Here is a 17745-nt window from a genome sequence, read left to right as displayed (position 1 = left end):
CGGGCCACGGCCGTACGACCGCACAGGCGCCGTAGCGCCACAGTGACGCCGTAGGGCCGTCTCTCCCACTTTCACCGGACCGCGCGCTGTGGCGCGCCCTGGTCCGGATCACGGTTGACCCGAGAAGGACACCAGGTGAATACCTCTGCCCTGCCCACCTCGCGCTCCCGGAGTGACACCCCGGCAGCGCTCGACGAGTCGATCACCGCTTGGGCGCTGGCCGCCCGGGGCGGTGACGCGGAGGCGGTCGAGCAGTTCGTGGGCGCCCTGCACCGGGACGTTCAGCGGTACGTGGCCCATCTGTGCGGCGATCCCCAGGCGGTGGACGATCTGGCGCAGGACACGTTCCTGCGGGCGCTCGGCAGCCTGCACCGCTTCGAGGGGCGTTCCTCGGCGCGGGCCTGGCTGTTGTCCATCGCCCGCCGCGCGGTGATCGACAGCTACCGGTACGCCGCCGCCCGGCCACGCCTGGCCGACGTACCGGACTGGCAGCTGGCCGCCGAACTGGCCCAGCCCCGCGACCTGCCCGGCTTCGACGACGGCATCGCCCTGCTCGATCTGCTGGCCGCTCTGCCCGACGACCGCCGGGAGGCGTTCATCCTCACGCAGCTGCTCGGCCTGCCCTATGCGGAGGCCGCCGAGGTGAGCGACTGCCCGATCGGTACGGTCCGCTCCCGCGTGGCCCGCGCCCGCGTAACGCTGATGGACCTGCTGGACGAGGCGGCCGAGGCTGCCGCGCCGGCGGCCTGACTGCCGGGAGGGTGCCGGTGCCGGCTGGAAGAACGGCGCCGGCACCCTCGCCGCCGCTGGAGCACCGGGAGCGGTTCACCTGAGCCGGATCGCCAACTGGCCGGGAACTCAAGGCACCTTTGCTCCGACTACTGGAGCGGGTGACGAAAGCTCGCCCGTGTACCGAGTGGATCCGGGAGTTGTTCGATGCGTTCTCGTGTGTGGGGCGGTACCGCGGCCGTCGTACTGGGCGGCCTGCTGGTGGCGGGCTGCGGCGGCGGGGGAAAGGGCACGGCGGACGGGAACGCGGGGCAAGCAGGGAAGGCGGCTTCCGGCGGCTACCCGGTGTCCGTCACGGACTGCACGGGCGCCAGGACCACCTTCTCCAGCGCGCCGAAGAGAATCGTCACCAGCAACGCCTCCAGTCTGGAGCTGCTGCTGCGCCTCGGCGCCGGCGACCAGGTGATCGGCACGGGTTTCCCGCCCGGCAAGGGCACGCTGCCCGGCGCGCTCGACCCACAGGCGCGGAAGGTCAAGGTGCTCAGCGAGACGGTGATCCCGAAGGAGAAGCTGCTCGGTTCCGGCGCCGACCTTTACATCGACACCTTCGCCTCCATGGGGAGCATGGGGGGCGGAGGCATGGGTGACGCACCGACGGCGGAGGAGTTCAGGGCGGCTGGGATCAAGCACATCTACCTGAAGTCCACCGCCTGTGCTGCCCAGAGCAAGACCCCGGTGACCGATCTGTCCGCCGTCGAGGCCGACATCACCTCCCTCGGCGCGGTCACCGGCACCAGTGCGCAGGCGCAGAAACTCGTCGCCGGGATGGAGGAGAAGGTGGGCGCGGTCCAGAAGGCGGTCGCCGGTACGGCGGAGAGCAACCGGCCGACCTACTTCTTCTTCGACTACGACGCCGGTACGAAGCAGCCCTCCGTCCCCTGCAACCGCCAGATCGCCAACGCGGTGATCACCCTGGCCGGTGCCCGCAACGTCTTCGCCGACTGCGACGGCGACTACAAGCAGGTCGGCTGGGAGGACGTCATCGCCAAGAACCCCGACTGGATCCAGCTCGGCGTCCGCAACCGGGGCAGCGAGCCGGCGAACAAGAAGGCGTTCGACGAGGCCGAGCAGTGGCTGAAGTCGAACCCGGCCACCAAGGGGCTGAAGGCGGTCAAGGAGGGTCACTTCCTGCGCGTCGGCTCCGAGCAGACCACCATCGCGGGAGTCGAGAACGCCGACACGATCGAGGCCATCGCCAAGCTCCTCTACCCGGGCAAGGTCGCCTGATCGTGGGCTTCACCCTGGTGCGCCGGAAAGCCGCGGCTGCGGAGGAGCGCGGCAGCCTGCCCGCCGGTCCGTTGGCGGTGGTTCTGGCCGTGGTGCTGCTGGCCGCGCTGACGGCGGCCGTGGCCTGGGGCTCGACGTCGATCCCGCCCGGCGAGGTATGGAGTGTGGTGCGGCGGCGGCTCTCCGGTGAGGCGCCGCGCCCCGGCACGGACGACCTCATCGTCTGGCAACTGCGGGTGCCGCGCGCCCTGCTCGCCGCTCTCGTCGGCGCGGGACTCAGTGTCGTCGGTACGGCCGTCCAGGCGCTGGTGCGCAACCCGCTGGCCGACCCCTACCTGCTGGGCATCTCCAACGGCGCCTCCCTCGGCGCGGTCGCCGCGATCGTCCTCGGCCTCGGCGCGGGCGGGGCACTGGGACTGGGACTGTCCGGGGCGGCTTTTGCCGGCGCACTGGCGACGTTCGCGCTGGTGTGGGCGGTGGCCCGGCGCGGTGGCGGGTTCGCGCCGCTGCGGCTGGTGCTGGCCGGGGTCGCCATCGGCCAGTTCCTGTCCGGGTTCACCAGCTACCTGGTGTTGCAGGCCGGGGACGAGCAGCAGACCCACAGCGTCCTGTTCTGGCTCATGGGCAGCCTCAGCGGAGCGACGTGGGACCTGCTCGCGGTGCCCGCCGTCGCCGTACCCGCCGCCCTGCTGTGGCTCCAGGCCCGCGCCCGGGGCCTGAACGCCCTGCTGATGGGCGATGAGACGGCCGCCGGACTCGGCATCGACGTCACCCGGCTGCGCCGCGAGCTGTTCACCGTGACCAGTGTGCTGACCGGTGTCCTGGTGGCGGTCTCCGGCGCGATCGCGTTCGTCGCGTTGATGGTGCCGCATGTCTGTCGTCTGGTCGTGGGCGGCGATCACCGACGCCTGCTGCCGGTCTCCGCGTTGTTCGGGGCCCTGCTCCTGGTGGTGGTCGACATCGTGTGCCGTACGGCGATGGACACGCAGGAGCTGCCGGTCGGCGTGGTCACCTCGCTGCTGGGGGCTCCGGCCCTGCTGTACCTGCTGGACCGGCGTCTGGGGAGCGGCAGTTGAGGATCGACATCGAGGACCTGTCCGTCGCCTACGCGGGCCGTAGGGTCGTCGCGGGCGCCCATCTCGTCGCGGCCGAGGGCGAGATCACCGGTTTGGTCGGCCCGAACGGCAGCGGCAAGTCCACGCTCCTGCGCACCGTATACCGGCACCTGAAGCCCACCGCCGGGCGAGTCCTGCTCGCCGGCACCGACCTGCGCGAGATGACTCCGCTCCGGTCGGCACGACACGTGGCCGCCCTGCCGCAGGAGCGCGGGAGCGACTTCGAGCTGACCGTGCGCGAGGTCGTCGCCATGGGTCGAACCCCCTACAAGCGGGCCTTCGCCGGGGAGGACGCCGCCGACCGGGACATCGTCGCGCAGGCGCTCACCGACGTCGGCATGGCGGAGCAGGCCGGACGCCGCTTCACAGCCCTGTCCGGCGGTGAACGCCAACGCGTGCTGCTGGCACGGGCGTTCACACAAAACCCGGACGTCCTGGTGCTGGACGAACCGACCAACCACCTCGACATCCGCCACCAGGTCGACCTGCTCGCGCTCCTGCGCGCCCAGCGCCGTACGACCCTGGTGTCGCTGCACGACCTGAACGCCGCGGCCTCCGTATGTGACCGTCTCCACGTCCTGCACGATGGAGCGGTCGTCGCCTCCGGCCCGCCGCGGGAAGTCCTCACGCCCGCGCTGATGGCGGAGGTGTTCGGGGTGCGAGCGGCGGTGGTCGACCATCCTCTGACCGGTGATCCGCTCATCGCCTTCGACCACCGGACGCCGGCGGACGAGGCACCGACGGCCGTGCCGCTGGAGACACCCAGCCGGGGATGAACGGGCTGGGGCAGGACGCCGGTCGCATCCTGCCCGCTCGGCCGTCTGCCCGGATCAGGCGGCGATCGAGTCGTCGATGCCGTATCCCGCCTCGGTGATCGCCGCGCGCAGCCGCTCGTCGTCAAGGTCCGTGCCGTGCACGGTGACGGCGTTGGCGGCGAGGTCGACCACGACCTCGCTCACCCCGGGTACCTCGCACACCTCTTCCCTGATGCTCGCCGCGCAGTGCTCGCAGCTCATTCCCGTGACGTTGTACTTCCTCTGCTCCATGGCGCAACTCCTGAAAGCGGACGGGGACTTCGGTGTGGCGTACTGATGCCTGAATGCGGTCGTTCAGGCCGACGCCGTTGCCTCAGTAGTCGGCTGAGCGGAGCGTGGAGTTCCGCCGTAGGCATGCTGATTCGATGTCCGGAGGGAGGGAAGGAACCCTCGGCGGCAACGCATCGGGCGGCGGGCGTGTTCAGCGCGGTGGGGGAGGGCGGTCGGATGACGCGGCTTCGGCAGGGCGTGCACGGCGGTTCCCACACGGTATGGCCTTGGGATCCTGAGCCAAGGATGATCCGGACCGGCTGGGTACGGATCAACGGGGGAGCCTGGCCGTTGCTCGCGGCCACCGTGGCCGTTCTCGTAGCCGGGTACGGCTGGCTGGGAGCCGTCGTCGACGGAGCGTTCGGCGCGGCTGTCGGCTGTGCCGCCGGACTGATCCTCTGCGCGCTGCTGTACCTGCTGGTGGGGTCGGCCGTGTCGGGGAGGCCGGCCCGCGGTGGCCGCCGCGACTGATCGGCGCGGGCAGTTTCAGCCTGCCCGCCAAGTTTTCTGGACGCGCTCGGGAACTCGTGTGCGATCCCTCCCGACTTGTGGGACGAGGCTGCCGTCCGGCAGCCCATCCACGAGCGTGAGGGGCGGCAACGGTGACAGGCCACAGTCCCGGTTCTCAACAGCCCGGCCACATACCCGTCGGCGGCGAGGACCGCTGGCTGCTCGTCGCGGTGGCCGGCCTGCTGTCGTTCGTGGCGATGCTCGACATGAACATCGTCAACGTGGCCCTGGCGGACATCGCCGAAGGTCTGCACGTCTCGGCCGCGACCGCTCAGTGGGCGGTCCTGGGTTATCAACTGCCCGTGGTCGCACTGCTGTTACCTGTCGGCCGGTGGCTGGACGGGGTCGGGATGCGCTCCGCCCTGCTGGTCGCGGCCGCGGGCTTCGCCCTGTGCAGCGCGCTGGCGGCCGCCGCACCCTGGGCGTCCTGGCTGATCGCCGCCCGCCTCGCCCAGGGTGCGTTCGGGGCCGTGCTCTTCGTGCTGATGCCGGTTCTCGCCCTGCGTTCGGTACGGCCGGAACTGCGTGGGCGGGCCATGAGCGTGCCCGCGACGCTGGGCCCACTGGGTGCCGTGACCGGTCCGGCGGTGGGCGGACTGCTGCTGGACCACCTGGGCTGGCGCGCCGTCTTCCTGGTCAAGATCCCCTTCTGCCTGCTGGCCCTCGCCGTGGCGTGGAGGGCGATGCCGAGGGACGGGGGCCTGCGCCTGCCCGACCGGCGGTCGGCGGCGGATGCCGTGCTGGTGGGTTCCGGCGTGGCCGCCCTGCTGCTGGCGCTGACCCTGGCGCCGGGAAGCCCGGGGGCGCTGGTGCTCGCGCTTGCCGCCGTACCGCCGTTGTGGTGGTGGCTGCGGGGGCCGGGCGGCCGTCCGGTGGTCGGCGTACTGCGGGCGACGGGGCTGATCCGTGCGCATACGGCGGTGCTCGCGCTGGCGGCCGCTTTCGCGACGGTGCACTACGTCGTCGCCCTGCACCTCCAGCGCGATGACGGCGTCAGCGCCACCACGACCGGTCTGACCGTGCTGGCCTTCCCGCTCGGCATGGGGCTGGCTGGTCCGGTTGGCGGTCGTCTCGCCGACCGGTGCGGGGCTCGGCCGGTGGCGGTCATCGGTGCCGCCCTCACCGCCGCCGGTCTGCTCCTCCTCGTTCCGCTGGGGGGTGACTGGTCACCGGTGGGTGTGGCCTGGCGGCTGGCGCTGGCCGGCCTCGGCATGGGTCTGAACGGCGGCCCGACCCAGGCCCTGGTCATGGGAGCCGCCCCACCGGACCGCACGGCGACCGTGGGCTCCTCCGTACAGCTGGCCCGCAGCCTTGGCTTCACCCTCGGCCCGGCCCTGGCCACCGCCGCCTGGGGCCTGGCCGCAGGGGCTGACGGCGTGACGGCCGGGCTGACCCTGGCGGCAACCGCCGCCTGTCTCGCGGTACCCCTGCTCGCACTGCCGGGACGCAGGCCGGCGTTCGAGCAAGAGATGTCCACCGGCGACGCTCCCGCCGCCCACCATTCCTGACCCAGGAGTCCTCCCCATGTGCGGAATCACCGGCTGGGCGTCCTTCCACAGCGACGCCCGCACCCAGGCCCCGGTCATCGAGGCCATGACCGCCACCCTCACCCCACGCGGACCCGACGCCGGAGGCGTCTGGCTCGGCGAGCGGGCCGCGATCGGCCACCGACGCCTGGCCGTCATCGACCTCGAAGGCGGCGTACAGCCCATGACCGACCGGCCCGACCGGCCGGACCTCGTCCTCACCTACAGCGGCGAGGTCTACAACCACCACGAACTGCGCACCCAACTGCGCGCCCGCGGGCACGTGTTCCGCACGCGCAGTGACACCGAGGTGGTGCTGCGGGCGTACGCCGAGTGGGGGGAGGCGGTGGCCGAGCACCTGGAGGGCATGTTCGCCTTCGCCGTCTGGGACGAACGCGCCCAGCGCCTGCTCCTGGCCCGCGACCGGCTCGGGGTGAAGCCCCTGTTCTGGGCCACTGTCGACGGCGGCCTCGCCTTCGCCTCCGAGCCCAAGGCGCTGTTCGCCCATCCGGAGATCCGGCCGCGGGTGGACGCGGACGGGCTGCGGGAGGCGTACAGCCTTCTGTTCAACACCGGCCCGACCGTCTGGTCCGGAGTCAGGGAAGTCGAGCCCGGCGGCGTGCTCGTCCTGGACCGGGCCGGCATCCGCGAACGCCGCTACTGGCAACTGGAGGCCACCGACCACACCGACGACCAGGACACTGCCATCGAGCGGACCCGAGCCCTGGTCGGTGCCGCGGCCCGCAGCCAGCTCGAAGCGGACGTCCCGCTGTGCAGCCTGCTCTCCGGTGGCATCGACTCCACCGTCCTGACCGCCCTGCTCGCCGACGAACTGCGCCGGCGCGAAGGCCCGGACGCCCGGATTCGCTCCTACGCCGTGGACTACAGCGACCAGGCGGAACAGTTCACCGGCGACGTCCTGCGCACCGGCCACGACACGCCCTACGCCACCGAAGCCGGGGCCTTCATCGGCACCGACCACAGCACCGTCGTCCTCGACCCGCGCGCCCTGCTCGACCCGGAGCACCGCAAGGCCGTCGTCGTGGCCCGCGACTCACCCATCGGTGTCGGCGACATGGACACGTCGCTGTACCTGCTGTTCGGCGAGATCCGTCGGCACTCCACCGTCGCCCTCTCCGGCGAGGCGGCCGACGAGGTCTTCGGTGGTTACCCCTGGTTCCACAATCCGAAGGCCCTGGCAGCGGAAACCTTCCCATGGTTGCTGGTGACGGGCGACGAGGCCGCCATGCCCCTGAACCCAGAACTCGACCTCCGCATCGCCGAGTTCCGCGACGACACCTACCGCACCGCCCTGGCCGCCGTACCGCACACGGACGGCGAGAGCCCCGCCGAACACCGACAGCGCGAGATGCAGCACCTGTCCCTGACCCGCTGGCTGCGCCAGCTCCTGCACCGCAAGGACCGCCTCAGCATGGCGCAGGGCCTGGAGGTCCGCGTCCCGTACTGCGACCACCGGCTCGTCGAGTACGCCTTCACCACTGCGTGGGCGCTGAAGAGCTTCGACGGACGGGAGAAGAGCCTGCTGCGCGCGATGGGTGCCGGCCTGGCTCCGGACTCGGTGCTGCACCGCCCCAAGAACCACTACCCGGCCACCCACCACCCCGACTACAACCGCGGCCTGCAGCAGATGGCCCGCGACGCGCTCGCCAGCGAACAGGTCCGTGCCCTGGCCGACGAGACCCGCATCAAGCCCTGCCTCGACACCCCGCCCGACCGGCTGGAGTGGGGACAGCGCCTGCGCCTCGAACGCGTCGTCGACCTCGCCCTGTGGCTGGACCACTACCAGCCCGAACTCGCCCTTTGAGGAGCCTTTCCATGACTCTCCAGGAACCGATACCCGCCACCGATGCGGACGTCCTGCCCGACCCGGTCCCGCTGATGGGCTGCCCCTACAAGGCCAACCCCTACCCTCTGTACGAGCAGATGCGCGAGGCCGGTCCGGTCCACCGCGTCCTTTTCCCCAGCGGCGTCCAAGCCTGGCTCGTCACCGGCTACGAGGCCGCGTACTCCGCGCTGAACGACGAGCGCCTGGGCAAGAACCACGACCGCGGCAACGACCGCTGGCGGGCCCGAGCCTCGATCATGCCCGAGCCACAGCACTCCCAGCTCCAGGTCCACCTCCTCCACCAGGACCCGCCCCAGCACACCCGGATGCGCCGCTTCGTCACCGACGCCTTCACCCCGCGGCGCATCGAGCAGCTCCGCCCGCGCTTCCAGGAACTGGCTGACTCCCTCGTCGACGCACTGCCGGAGCAGGGCCCCGCTGACCTCGTCACCGGCTTCGCCGCCCACTTCCCCTTCCAGGTCCTCGCCGAAGTCATCGGCCTCCCGCAGGAGCTCGCGGCCCGCTTCGACAGGGACTGGGGCAAGGTCGTCCAGCCGGTCGGCCCCACAGACCCCGGCCGCCCCCTCTACGAGGCCCGCCTGCACGGCCTGCAGAGCTACATCGCCGACGTCGTCGCCCACAAGCGCGACCACTGGGACGACGACCTGCTCAGCCGCCTCGTCGTGGCCCGTGACCGCCGCGAACTCTCCCAGGAAGAGCTGGACTCGATGATCTTCCAGCTGCTCGTCGCGGGCCAGGAGCCTGTCACCAACCAGATCACCACCGCCCTGATCGCCCTGCTTCGCCACCCCGACCAGCTGGCCCGCCTGCGCGACGACCCCGGCCTGCTGCCCCGCGCCGTCGAGGAACTCCTGCGCTACGACAGCGCCTTCGAACTCACCACCTGGCGCTTCTTCGACCAGGACAGCGACCTGCACGGCACGAAGGTACCGGCCGGCGACTCCGTGATCGTCTCCCTGTGCGCCGCCAACCGCGACGCGCGCCGCTTCCCCGACCCGGACACCCTGGACTTCGACCGCAGCCCCAACCCCCACCTCGCCTTCGGCCACGGCATCCACTTCTGCCCCGGCGCCGCCCTCGCCCGCACCGAACTCCAGATCGCCCTCGGCACCCTGCTCACCCGGCTGCCCGGCCTGCACCTGGCCATCAGAGACGAGGACATCGAGTGGATCCCGGCCGTGCTCGGCCGCGGCACCAACCACCTGCCCGCCGACTACGACCGCCGCCTCTGACAGCGACGTATCACTGACCGGGTCCCGCCCCACCAGTCGACCCGGCCCCAGCTGACCCACCCACACACCGAGCATCGGCGCCTGGCTTGCCTGTCCCGCCACGGCGCCATGCCGACGTGCCCTCGTACTGCCTGGTCCTCACGGAGAAACGACATGCCACTGACGGTCGCGTCGGACGCCCTCCCCACCCGCATCGGCAAGGAGATCCTGAACATGCTCCTGCCCCACCACCGCACGACCGATCGCGACCACGCTCCTCTTCCCGCCCCTGTGGAAGCGTTCCCTCATCAGGTCCGCCGCATCGCCCGCTTCATCCGCGACGGCGCCCCTGTCGTCTTCACTCTGCCCGGCTTCCCGTGCAAGTCCCCCAACCCGGCCAAAGTCCTCGGTCACCTCCCTGACGAGGGTGAACGCCTCTCCCTGGCCTTCCTGAACACCCTGTGCACCACGATCGAACGGGTCTACCCACCCGGTGCCCGCGTGATCATCTGTTCCGACGGCCACGTCTTCGGCGACCTCATCGGCGTTCCCGACGAGCACATCGACGCCTACGCCGACGACCTACGCATACAGATAGACCGGATGGGACTGGACAGACTGTCCGTCTTCGACCTGCGCGACGTCCTCGGCGATCTCCCGCACGACACGAAACGGACCCACATCCATGCGCGCTACGCCCCCACCCTGGAGGCCCTTCGCGCCGAGGTCCGCGGCGACGACCATGCCCTCGCCCTCTACCGGGGCATCACCCGCTTCCTCGTCGAGGACACCGCCGACTGGACCGGCACCCGCTCCGCCCTCCAACGCGCATGCAGACAACGGGCGTACGGCGTCATCCAGCGCAGCCGCGCCTGGGGCACCCTGATCGCCGAACACCACCCCCGTGCCGTACGCCTCTCCATCCACCCCCAGCCCACCGGCGCCCCGAAATTCGGCATCCGCCTCCTCGACGCGCCGGACGCCTGGACGACCCCCTGGCACTCGACGGCCCTCCACCGTGGGGACGGCACGTGGACCCTCCTGCCCCACCAGCAAGCCGCCCCCAGGGGCCGCCTGATTGTGCAGGACGGCAGACCGAGCCACTTCGAGGAAGCCCCGGCCGTGTGAAGCGGCGGGATGCCGGCGGGCTGCGGCGGGGTGCGGCGGCAGCGGGGTCCGCATCATGTCGGGGAGCTTGATCGGGTAGGTGACCGGTGAACGGCAGGCTGCCAGGTGCCGGTACTGCGTCTTCGGGGCTCCACGGGTCTTGACCGTGCACCAGGTGGCCAGGGCGACGATGTCGTCTTGGAGGTCGTCACGGCACAGCAGGACGAAGTCGGAGAAGTCGAGGGTGAGCAGGTCCTCCTCCGTCTCACCACGTAGGACACGGTCTTAACGCTTCCGTCGACGTCCGCCCTTACTGACAGGTGCTCGGCCAGTAGCCGACGCGCCCGCTGCGGCCGTGTCCGTCTGCGGACCGGGCCGGTCTGCCGAGACGACCAGGGCGGCGAGGAGCGTGGTGACCGGCACCGAGGCCACCAGGCCGATCGAGCCCACCAGTGTGCGCACGATCTCTTCGGCGACCAGCTCGCTGTTGGCGACCGTGGTCACGCCGCTCTGGGCGATGGAGAAGAGGAGCAGGAGGGGCAGTGCGGCCCCGGCGTAGGCGAGGACGAGGGTGTTGACGACGGAGGCGATGTGGTCGCGGCCGATGCGGATGCCAGCCCGGTACAGTCCGCGCCAGCCCATCGTGGGGTTGGCGTCGTGCAGTTCCCAGACGGCCGACGTCTGGGTCACGGTGACGTCGTCGAGCACGCCGAGGGAGCCGATGATGACGCCGGCGAGCAGCAGGCCGCTCATGTCGAGCTTCGGGTACAGGCCGTGGATCAGGCCGGTTTGGTCGTCGGTGTTGCCGGTGAGGGCGGCCCAGCCGATGAACACCGAGCCCAGGAGGCCGATCAGCGCCAGTGAGAGCAGGGTGCCGAGCACGGCCACCGAGGTGCGAGCCGACAGGCCGTGGCACATGTACAGGGCGATCAGCATGATCGCGCTCGACCCGACCACCGCGACCAGCAGCGGGTTCGAGCCCTGCAGGACGGCCGGCAGGATGAAGAAGTTCAGCACCAGGAAGCTTATGGCCAGCGCGACCAGTGCCATGACGCCGCGCAGTCGGCCGACGACCACGACGGCGAGCGCGAAGATGCCTGCCAGCAGGCCCATCGGGAAGCGGCGGTTGACGTCGGTGACGGAGTACTGCAGGTCCTTGGGCGCGGAGGGTTCGTAGGCGGTGACGACCTTCTCGCCCTGGTGCAGTTGCCGTGCCTGGTCGGGCTGCACGATCTCGGTGAAGGTACGGCCCTTGTCCTTGCCGGTGTCGATCCGGATCGTGGCCTTGTGGCAGGTGCCGTTCGCCTCTTGCTGCGCCGAGTTGCCCTCGGCGGTGGAGGTGTCGCCGGTGGGGGTCTCGCCGGAGGCGTTCACCGACTTGCAGCTCACCTCGACGACCTTGGTGACCGTCGCCTGCTGGGTCTGCTGGTCGAAACCGACACCGGTGCGCTTGTGCGGCGGGGCTCCGCCCGGCCACAGTACGACGAGTCCCACCACGACCGCGGCGGTGAAGGGGATCAGGATCGCCGCGATGACCTTGCGTAGGTGCCGGGAGACCGGCGCGGCGGGCCCGTGGCTGTGACTGTGGCCGTGCGAGTGGCCGTGTCCGTGACCGCCGGCTCCCGCTTCGGGGCCGTGACCGGAGCCCTGTTCGGCGGCGGTCACTGGTGCGTGCCCGTGGCCTGTCGCCTGAGAGGGGGGAAGGTGGCCCGCGCCGGCATCGGGTCCGTAGCCGGGGTGAGGTATCGACTCAGGAGGATTCCCGTACCCGTAGTCGTGGCCGTACTCGCCCATGCGACCACCTCTGGGTCTGGGCGGGTCGCCGACCCGGTTCCAGTCCCCGGCGCTCTGCCGGTCAGCGGTTCCCATGCCGTCTCCCTCGCGGTTGTCCGTGCCCCCTCCGAAGCCGGTCCTGCGCGGCGGCTCTGAGGAAGAGTACGGGAACGGTTGTGCCGTGGTCTCAGTCCGACCATCGCCAGAAGATCGAGCGTTCTGCTCACTACATCTGGATCATGAACTTCTTCATCGGCCACATCTTCCGCACCCCCGGGGGGTGCGTGCCCCGAAACTCCCGTCGCCGTTGGAAGAGCACGGCTCCTCTGCGGGTGTGCGGCGGGGCGCGAAGGGGCGTTGTCGGGCCGTAGATCCGTTCGCGCGCTTGCGGTTGCCGTGCGGCCCGGAAGGGAGTTCAGGCTGATCAGCAGAATGAGCCCCATCACGGAAGATGCCATCGAGACCCACCAGGGCCAACTCCGGGACCAACGCCTGGCCAGCACGCGCCGGCCCCATGAGGGGGCCAACCGGATTCTATGGAGAAGCAAAGAATTCGGCCCGGTACTGCCCGGTAGGCCCCGTTCCGGTCTACGTTCTCCTCACGTCCTGTCATGTCACGCTCACCCCGCGTGGCAGGGCGCTGTGAGTGTCATGCTCCTGACTGCGCGGTTCCACCGCCGCTACGCGCAATCACGGGCCTGCCCATCCAGTGCGAAACCCCACGTCAACCGGAGGCAGTTCCCCATGCGTGAGTCACGCCCGAGCGGGCGGAGACGGAGTCTGCGAAGACTCGTCGCCGTCGCCTTCCCCGCCCTCACCCTCACCGTCGCAGGATTCGCCGCGGCACCGACGGCCGGCGCCCAGCCTGCCGCGACCCACCCTCAGACCTCCAAGGTCACGCAGAACAACAAGGCGCTGACCGCCCCCGAGCGGCAGACCTACCACTCGACCGGCAAGGCCGGCCAGAAGGTGCCGACCCAGCACCTGTGCGCCACCGCCGAGCCGGGTCATGCGTCCTGTTTCGCCCAGCGCCGTACCGACATCAAGCAGCGGCTCGCCTCGGCGGTTGCCGCTGCCGCGCCTTCCGGCCTCTCCCCGGCCAACCTGCACAGCGCCTACAACCTGCCCACGGCGGCCGGTTCGGGCATGACGGTCGGCATCGTGGACGCCTACAACGACCCCAACGCCGAGTCGGACCTGGCCACCTACCGCTCCACGTACGGCCTGTCGTCCTGCACCAAGGCCAACGGCTGCTTCAAGCAGGTCAGCCAGACCGGCTCCACCACCTCGCTGCCGACCAACGACACCGGCTGGGCCGGTGAAGAGATGCTCGACATCGACATGGTCAGCGCGGTCTGCCCGAACTGCAGCATCATCCTGGTCGAGGCCAACTCCGCCAGCATGGCCGACCTCGGCGCCGCCGAGAACGAGGCCGTGGCGCTCGGCGCCAAGTTCGTCTCCAACAGCTGGGGTGGCTCCGAGTCCTCCTCCCAGACCAGCGACGACACCTCGTACTTCAAGCACCCGGGTGTCGCGATCACCGTCTCCTCCGGTGACTCCGCCTACGGCGCCGAATACCCGGCGACCTCCCAGTACGTGACGGCCGTCGGCGGCACCGCGCTCACCACCGCCTCCAACTCCCGCGGCTGGAGCGAGTCGGTGTGGCACACCAACTCCACCGAGGGCACCGGCTCCGGCTGCTCCGCCTACGACCCGAAGCCGAGCTGGCAGACCGACACCGGCTGCGCCAAGCGCATGGAGGCCGACGTCTCCGCGGTCGCCGACCCGGCCACCGGTGTGGCGGTCTACGACACCTACGGCGGCACCGGCTGGGCGGTCTACGGCGGCACCAGCGCCAGCTCGCCGATCATCGCCTCCGTGTACGCCCTCGCGGGCACCCCGGGCGCGAGCGACTACCCGGCGAAGTACCCGTACTCCCACACCTCCAACCTGTACGACGTGACCAGCGGCAACAACGGCAGTTGCTCCCCGTCCTACTTCTGCACCGCGGGCACCGGCTACGACGGCCCGACCGGCTGGGGCACCCCGAACGGCACCGCCGCCTTCACCTCCGGCTCCACCGGTGGCAACACGGTGACCGTCACCAACCCGGGCAGCCAGTCCACCACCACCGGAAGCTCGGTCAGCCTGCAGATCAAGGCCACCGACAGCGGCGGCGCCTCCCTCACCTACAGCGCGAGCGGCCTGCCGACCGGGCTGTCCATCAACAGCTCCACCGGCCTGATCTCCGGTACGGCGTCCACCGCGGGCACCTACCAGGTCACGGTCACCGCGAAGGACTCCACCGGCGCCTCCGGCTCGACGTCCTTCACCTGGACCGTCGGCTCCGGTGGCGGTGGCTGCACGTCCTCCCAGCTGCTGGCCAACCCGGGCTTCGAGTCGGGCAACACCGGCTGGAGTGCGACCAGCGGCGTCATCACCAACGACACCGGTGAGGCGGCCCACGGCGGCTCGTACTACGCCTGGCTCGACGGCTACGGCTCCAGCCACACCGACACGCTGTCCCAGTCGGTGACGATCCCCGCCGGCTGCAAGGCCACGCTCACCTTCTACCTGCACATCGACACCGCTGAGACCACCACCAGCACCCAGTACGACAAGCTGACGGTGACCGCCGGTTCGACCACCCTGGCGACCTACTCGAACCTCAACCACAACTCCGGTTACGCGCAGAAGACCTTCGACCTGTCCTCGCTGGCGGGCCAGACGGTCACCCTGAAGTTCAACGGCGTGGAGGACTCCTCGCTGCAGACCAGCTTCGTCGTCGACGACACCGCCCTGACGACCAGCTGATCTTCCGGTACAACCCCGGGTCCCGCACGCGGAAGCCGTCCGCGTGCGGGGTAGGTCGTACCCACCGGCTCGTTGCAGAACGCCACGAGCCGGTGCCGCCGCCCGCCCCCGTTCAGAGTGGCGGAAGGCGCGTTCGAAACCGGGCACAGGTGCGGGCTGCGTCGCCGACGCGCCCGTTGTGAGCCCCTGGCGTGCCGGGTCACCAACTGCTGTTGGTCACGCCAGGGAGCTCGCCCGCGTGGGCCATCTCGCGTAGGCGGATGCGGGACAGGCCGAAGGCGCGCAGGTAGCCGCGGGGGCGGCCGTCCACGGAGTCGCGGTTGCGCAGGCGGGTGGCGCTGGCGTCGCGGGGATGTCGGCGTAGTTCCCGCTGGGCGGCGGCACGGTCCTCGTCGGAGCTTCCGGGGAACGCGATGACCGCCTTCAATGCGGCGCGGCGCGCGGCGTATCGGGCCACGATGAGGCGCCGCTGCTCGTTCTTCGCGATCTTGCTCTTCTTCGCCATCAGACCTTCCCTCCACGGGCGCGGATGCGGGCCACCGCGGCCTCGATGCCGATCGTGTCGACCGTCTTGATGCCCTTGGCGGAAAGCGCGAGCCGGACGTGCCGGCCTTCACTCGGCAGCCAGTAGCGCTTGCTCTGGACGTTGGGGTCGAAACGGCGCTTGCTGCGCCGGTGCGAGCGGGAGATGTGATGGCCGAAGCCGGGCTGCCGGCCGGTGAGTTGGCAGTGGGCGGACATGGCTGTTCCTCCTTGGGGTGGATGCAGCAGCACACTAACGCCAAATGAAAATGAAAACCAATCTCGTGTATGGTGCTGTCCATGGCCCGTAACGAACTGCGCCCGATCATGAAGCTGAGGTCCACCGCTGGTACCGGCTACACCTACGTGACCCGCAAGAACCGCCGTAACAACCCCGACCGTCTGACGCTGCGCAAGTACGACCCGGTCGTCGGCCGCCACGTCGACTTCCGTGAGGAGCGCTGAGAGCCGTGAAGCCCGGAATCCACCCCGAATACCGCCCGGTCGTCTTCCGCGACCGGGCCGCCGACTACGCCTTCCTCACCCGGTCCACGGCCACGAGCGACAAGACCGTCGAATGGGAGGACGGCAACACCTACCCGGTCATCGACGTCGAGAGCTCCTCGGCGAGCCACCCCTTCTACACCGGCACCCAGCGGGTCCTGGACACCGCGGGACGGGTCGAGCGCTTCGAACGGCGCTACGGACGCGGACGGAGCGAGCCGTGAACCGGGACGAGGCGCGGCTGCCGGTGGCGATCGTCGGCGGGTTGCACGCGGACGCCCGCCGGGCCGCCGTCGAGGAGATCCTGCGTACGGTCCCCGGGTCGGTCGCGCTGCACCACGACCTGACGTCCGCCGTCGACAGCGCGGTGCGCCGGACGGTACGCGACGCCCACGGCCTGCTGGGCAGTGGCGACGCACCCCTGGTGAATGACTGCGCGTGCTGCGCACTTCGCGAGGATCTCGTCCCCGAACTGCTGCGGCTCGCAGCGGAGGGAACGTACCGGCTGGCCGTCGTGGAACTGTGGGACTCCGTCGAGCCCCAGGCCATGGCCGGAGTCATCGCCGCCGCGGGCGCACCGCTGGCCCTGACCGGGGTCGCCACCGCGGTCGACCCCGCACTCGTCCTGCCGTACCTGTCCAACGGCGACGACCTGGCCGACGTCGGCCTCGCCGCCGCGCCGACCGACCAGCGCACGGTCGCCGACACCTTCGCCCGGCAGCTGGAGTACCCCACGGTGATCGCCCTCGGCGAGGACGATTCTTGCGACGAGGTCGCCGACGACACCGACCACGCGCTGCTTGCCCAGCTCACACCAGGCGCACGAAGCGTACGGGTGGAGAGCGACGGTGCCCTGGGGGCAGCGCTGTTGGCGGGCTTCGACGTGGCAGCGGCCGCCGCCCGTGTGCATCCTGCGTGTGCGCTGCTGCCGCAGTCGTGCGACGAGCACGGGGTGAGCACCTTCGTCTGGCGGCGCGAACGGCCCTTCCATCCCCAGCGCCTGCACGCGGCACTGGAGGACCTGACCTGCGCCGCCGCGCGCAGCCGGGGGCGGTTCTGGCTGGCGGACCGCCCCGACACCCTGTTGTCCTGGGACGCCGCCGGCGGCGCGCTGTGCGTGGAGTCGGCCGGGCCCTGGCTGGCCGCTCTGCCCGACGCCGCCTGGGAGATGGTGCCCGCCGAGCGCCGCCTCGCCGCGTCCGTGGACTGGCACCCGGAACACGGTGACCGCTGCCAGTACCTCACCTTCACCTCGCCCGGCCTGGACCGCGACGGCCTGTCGGCCCTGCTCGACTCATGTCTGCTCACCGACGACGAGTACGCGGCGGGCAGGGACCGCTGGAAGCAACTCCCGCACGCCTTTGACGACTTGCTCGACCCCGTGACCTGAAGGAGAGGATCGATCTCACCATGACCCGACGTACAAGCATCCGGCGTCAGACTGCCAGGCGTCAGCGCACCAACCCGCTGGACGCCGCCGGCATCACCTACATCGACTACAAGGACACCGACTTGCTGCGGAAGTTCATCTCCGACCGCGGCAAGATCCGCAGTCGCCGCGTGACCCACGTGACGCGTCAGCAGCAGCGGCAGATAGCGCAGGCCATCAAGAACGCACGCGAGATGGCGCTCCTGCCCTACGGCTGCCGATAGGACGATGGCCACGTGCGGGAGGCAGCAGGACCACCGCGGCTT

The 17745-nt window shown here is 70.6% G+C and carries 18 protein-coding genes; 14 read left to right on the top strand and 4 right to left on the bottom strand.

Translation table 11 applies throughout. The features are described 5' to 3' along the window. Positions 1–135: 135 nt before the first annotated feature. From ACFYOH_RS39830 to ACFYOH_RS39815, 4 genes are all read left to right on the top strand, one after another. Complete coding sequence (locus ACFYOH_RS39830) at positions 136–750, top strand: sigma-70 family RNA polymerase sigma factor (RefSeq protein ID WP_388636049.1); 615 nt, start codon at positions 136–138, stop codon at positions 748–750. A 186-nt stretch (positions 751–936) separates the two neighbouring features. Continuing rightward, entirely contained in the window at positions 937–2016 is a 1080-nt protein-coding gene (locus ACFYOH_RS39825) for an ABC transporter substrate-binding protein (protein ID WP_388636047.1), read from the top strand. A 2-nt stretch (positions 2017–2018) separates the two neighbouring features. Beyond that, positions 2019–3092, top strand: coding sequence for a FecCD family ABC transporter permease (locus ACFYOH_RS39820; protein ID WP_388636045.1), 1074 nt, complete (start codon positions 2019–2021; stop codon positions 3090–3092). Beyond that, the gene (locus ACFYOH_RS39815) at positions 3089–3907 is read left to right on the top strand and encodes an ABC transporter ATP-binding protein (RefSeq protein ID WP_388636043.1); all 819 of its coding nucleotides are present in this window, start codon (positions 3089–3091) and stop codon (positions 3905–3907) included. Before ACFYOH_RS39820 ends, ACFYOH_RS39815 begins: the two co-directional genes overlap by 4 nt. Positions 3908–3961: 54 nt before the next feature. Here ACFYOH_RS39815 and ACFYOH_RS39810 read toward each other — a convergent pair whose 3' ends face one another. Continuing rightward, positions 3962–4177: a heavy-metal-associated domain-containing protein gene (locus ACFYOH_RS39810; protein WP_388636041.1), complete on the bottom strand. Its 216-nt coding sequence runs from the start codon at positions 4175–4177 to the stop codon at positions 3962–3964. Between the two features lie 285 nt (positions 4178–4462). Here ACFYOH_RS39810 and ACFYOH_RS39805 point away from each other — a divergent pair, with 285 nt between their 5' ends. The 5 genes from ACFYOH_RS39805 (at position 4463) to ACFYOH_RS39785 (ending at position 10458) form a co-directional block, all read left to right on the top strand. Beyond that, on the top strand, positions 4463–4687 hold the full coding sequence (locus ACFYOH_RS39805) for a hypothetical protein (RefSeq protein ID WP_388636039.1): 225 nt from the start codon (positions 4463–4465) through the stop codon (positions 4685–4687). 131 nt (positions 4688–4818) lie between these two features. Further along, positions 4819–6234 (top strand): MFS transporter, encoded by a 1416-nt coding sequence (locus tag ACFYOH_RS39800; protein ID WP_388636037.1) that lies wholly within the window; start codon positions 4819–4821, stop codon positions 6232–6234. A gap of 16 nt (positions 6235–6250) precedes the next feature. Then, a complete protein-coding gene (gene asnB / locus ACFYOH_RS39795) occupies positions 6251–8077 on the top strand; it encodes an asparagine synthase (glutamine-hydrolyzing) (protein WP_388636035.1) in 1827 nt (608 codons plus the stop codon). 11 nt (positions 8078–8088) lie between these two features. Beyond that, on the top strand, positions 8089–9351 hold the full coding sequence (locus ACFYOH_RS39790) for a cytochrome P450 (protein ID WP_388636033.1): 1263 nt from the start codon (positions 8089–8091) through the stop codon (positions 9349–9351). 153 nt (positions 9352–9504) lie between these two features. After that, positions 9505–10458, top strand: coding sequence for an L-tyrosine/L-tryptophan isonitrile synthase family protein (locus ACFYOH_RS39785; protein ID WP_388636032.1), 954 nt, complete (start codon positions 9505–9507; stop codon positions 10456–10458). A gap of 264 nt (positions 10459–10722) precedes the next feature. Here the strand turns inward: ACFYOH_RS39785 and ACFYOH_RS39780 are convergent, their stop codons facing one another. Next, positions 10723–12231 (bottom strand): YibE/F family protein, encoded by a 1509-nt coding sequence (locus tag ACFYOH_RS39780; protein ID WP_388636099.1) that lies wholly within the window; start codon positions 12229–12231, stop codon positions 10723–10725. Between the two features lie 723 nt (positions 12232–12954). Between ACFYOH_RS39780 and ACFYOH_RS39775 the strand changes: the two genes are divergently transcribed. Further along, complete coding sequence (locus ACFYOH_RS39775) at positions 12955–15024, top strand: putative Ig domain-containing protein (protein ID WP_388636030.1); 2070 nt, start codon at positions 12955–12957, stop codon at positions 15022–15024. 199 nt (positions 15025–15223) lie between these two features. Here ACFYOH_RS39775 and rpsN read toward each other — a convergent pair whose 3' ends face one another. Then, positions 15224–15529, bottom strand: coding sequence for a 30S ribosomal protein S14 (gene rpsN / locus ACFYOH_RS39770; RefSeq protein WP_388636028.1), 306 nt, complete (start codon positions 15527–15529; stop codon positions 15224–15226). Then, positions 15529–15765 carry a 50S ribosomal protein L28 gene (gene rpmB / locus ACFYOH_RS39765; RefSeq protein ID WP_055709030.1) on the bottom strand — a complete coding sequence of 79 codons (237 nt, stop codon included), beginning with the start codon at positions 15763–15765 and terminating at the stop codon, positions 15529–15531. The genes rpsN and rpmB overlap by 1 nt, the downstream gene beginning before the upstream one ends. Positions 15766–15846: 81 nt before the next feature. Here rpmB and rpmG point away from each other — a divergent pair, with 81 nt between their 5' ends. Genes rpmG through rpsR form a run of 4 tightly spaced genes read left to right on the top strand, consistent with a single transcriptional unit; the run spans position 15847 to position 17703 of the window. After that, a complete protein-coding gene (gene rpmG / locus ACFYOH_RS39760; protein WP_388636026.1) occupies positions 15847–16011 on the top strand; it encodes a 50S ribosomal protein L33 in 165 nt (54 codons plus the stop codon). Positions 16012–16016: 5 nt separating this feature from the next. Beyond that, positions 16017–16274: a type B 50S ribosomal protein L31 gene (locus ACFYOH_RS39755; RefSeq protein WP_388636024.1), complete on the top strand. Its 258-nt coding sequence runs from the start codon at positions 16017–16019 to the stop codon at positions 16272–16274. Then, positions 16271–17440: a CobW family GTP-binding protein gene (locus tag ACFYOH_RS39750; RefSeq protein WP_388636022.1), complete on the top strand. Its 1170-nt coding sequence runs from the start codon at positions 16271–16273 to the stop codon at positions 17438–17440. The genes ACFYOH_RS39755 and ACFYOH_RS39750 overlap by 4 nt, the downstream gene beginning before the upstream one ends. A 20-nt stretch (positions 17441–17460) precedes the next feature. After that, the gene (gene rpsR / locus ACFYOH_RS39745) at positions 17461–17703 is read left to right on the top strand and encodes a 30S ribosomal protein S18 (RefSeq protein ID WP_388636020.1); all 243 of its coding nucleotides are present in this window, start codon (positions 17461–17463) and stop codon (positions 17701–17703) included. Positions 17704–17745 lie beyond the last annotated feature (42 nt).

The sequence above is a fragment of the Streptomyces sp. NPDC007856 genome, assembly GCF_042868225.1.
Classification (GTDB): Bacteria; Actinomycetota; Actinomycetes; order Streptomycetales; family Streptomycetaceae; genus Streptomyces.
The sequence above is the reverse complement of the archived record's forward strand: the minus strand, read 5'-3'. Positions and strand labels throughout refer to the sequence as shown.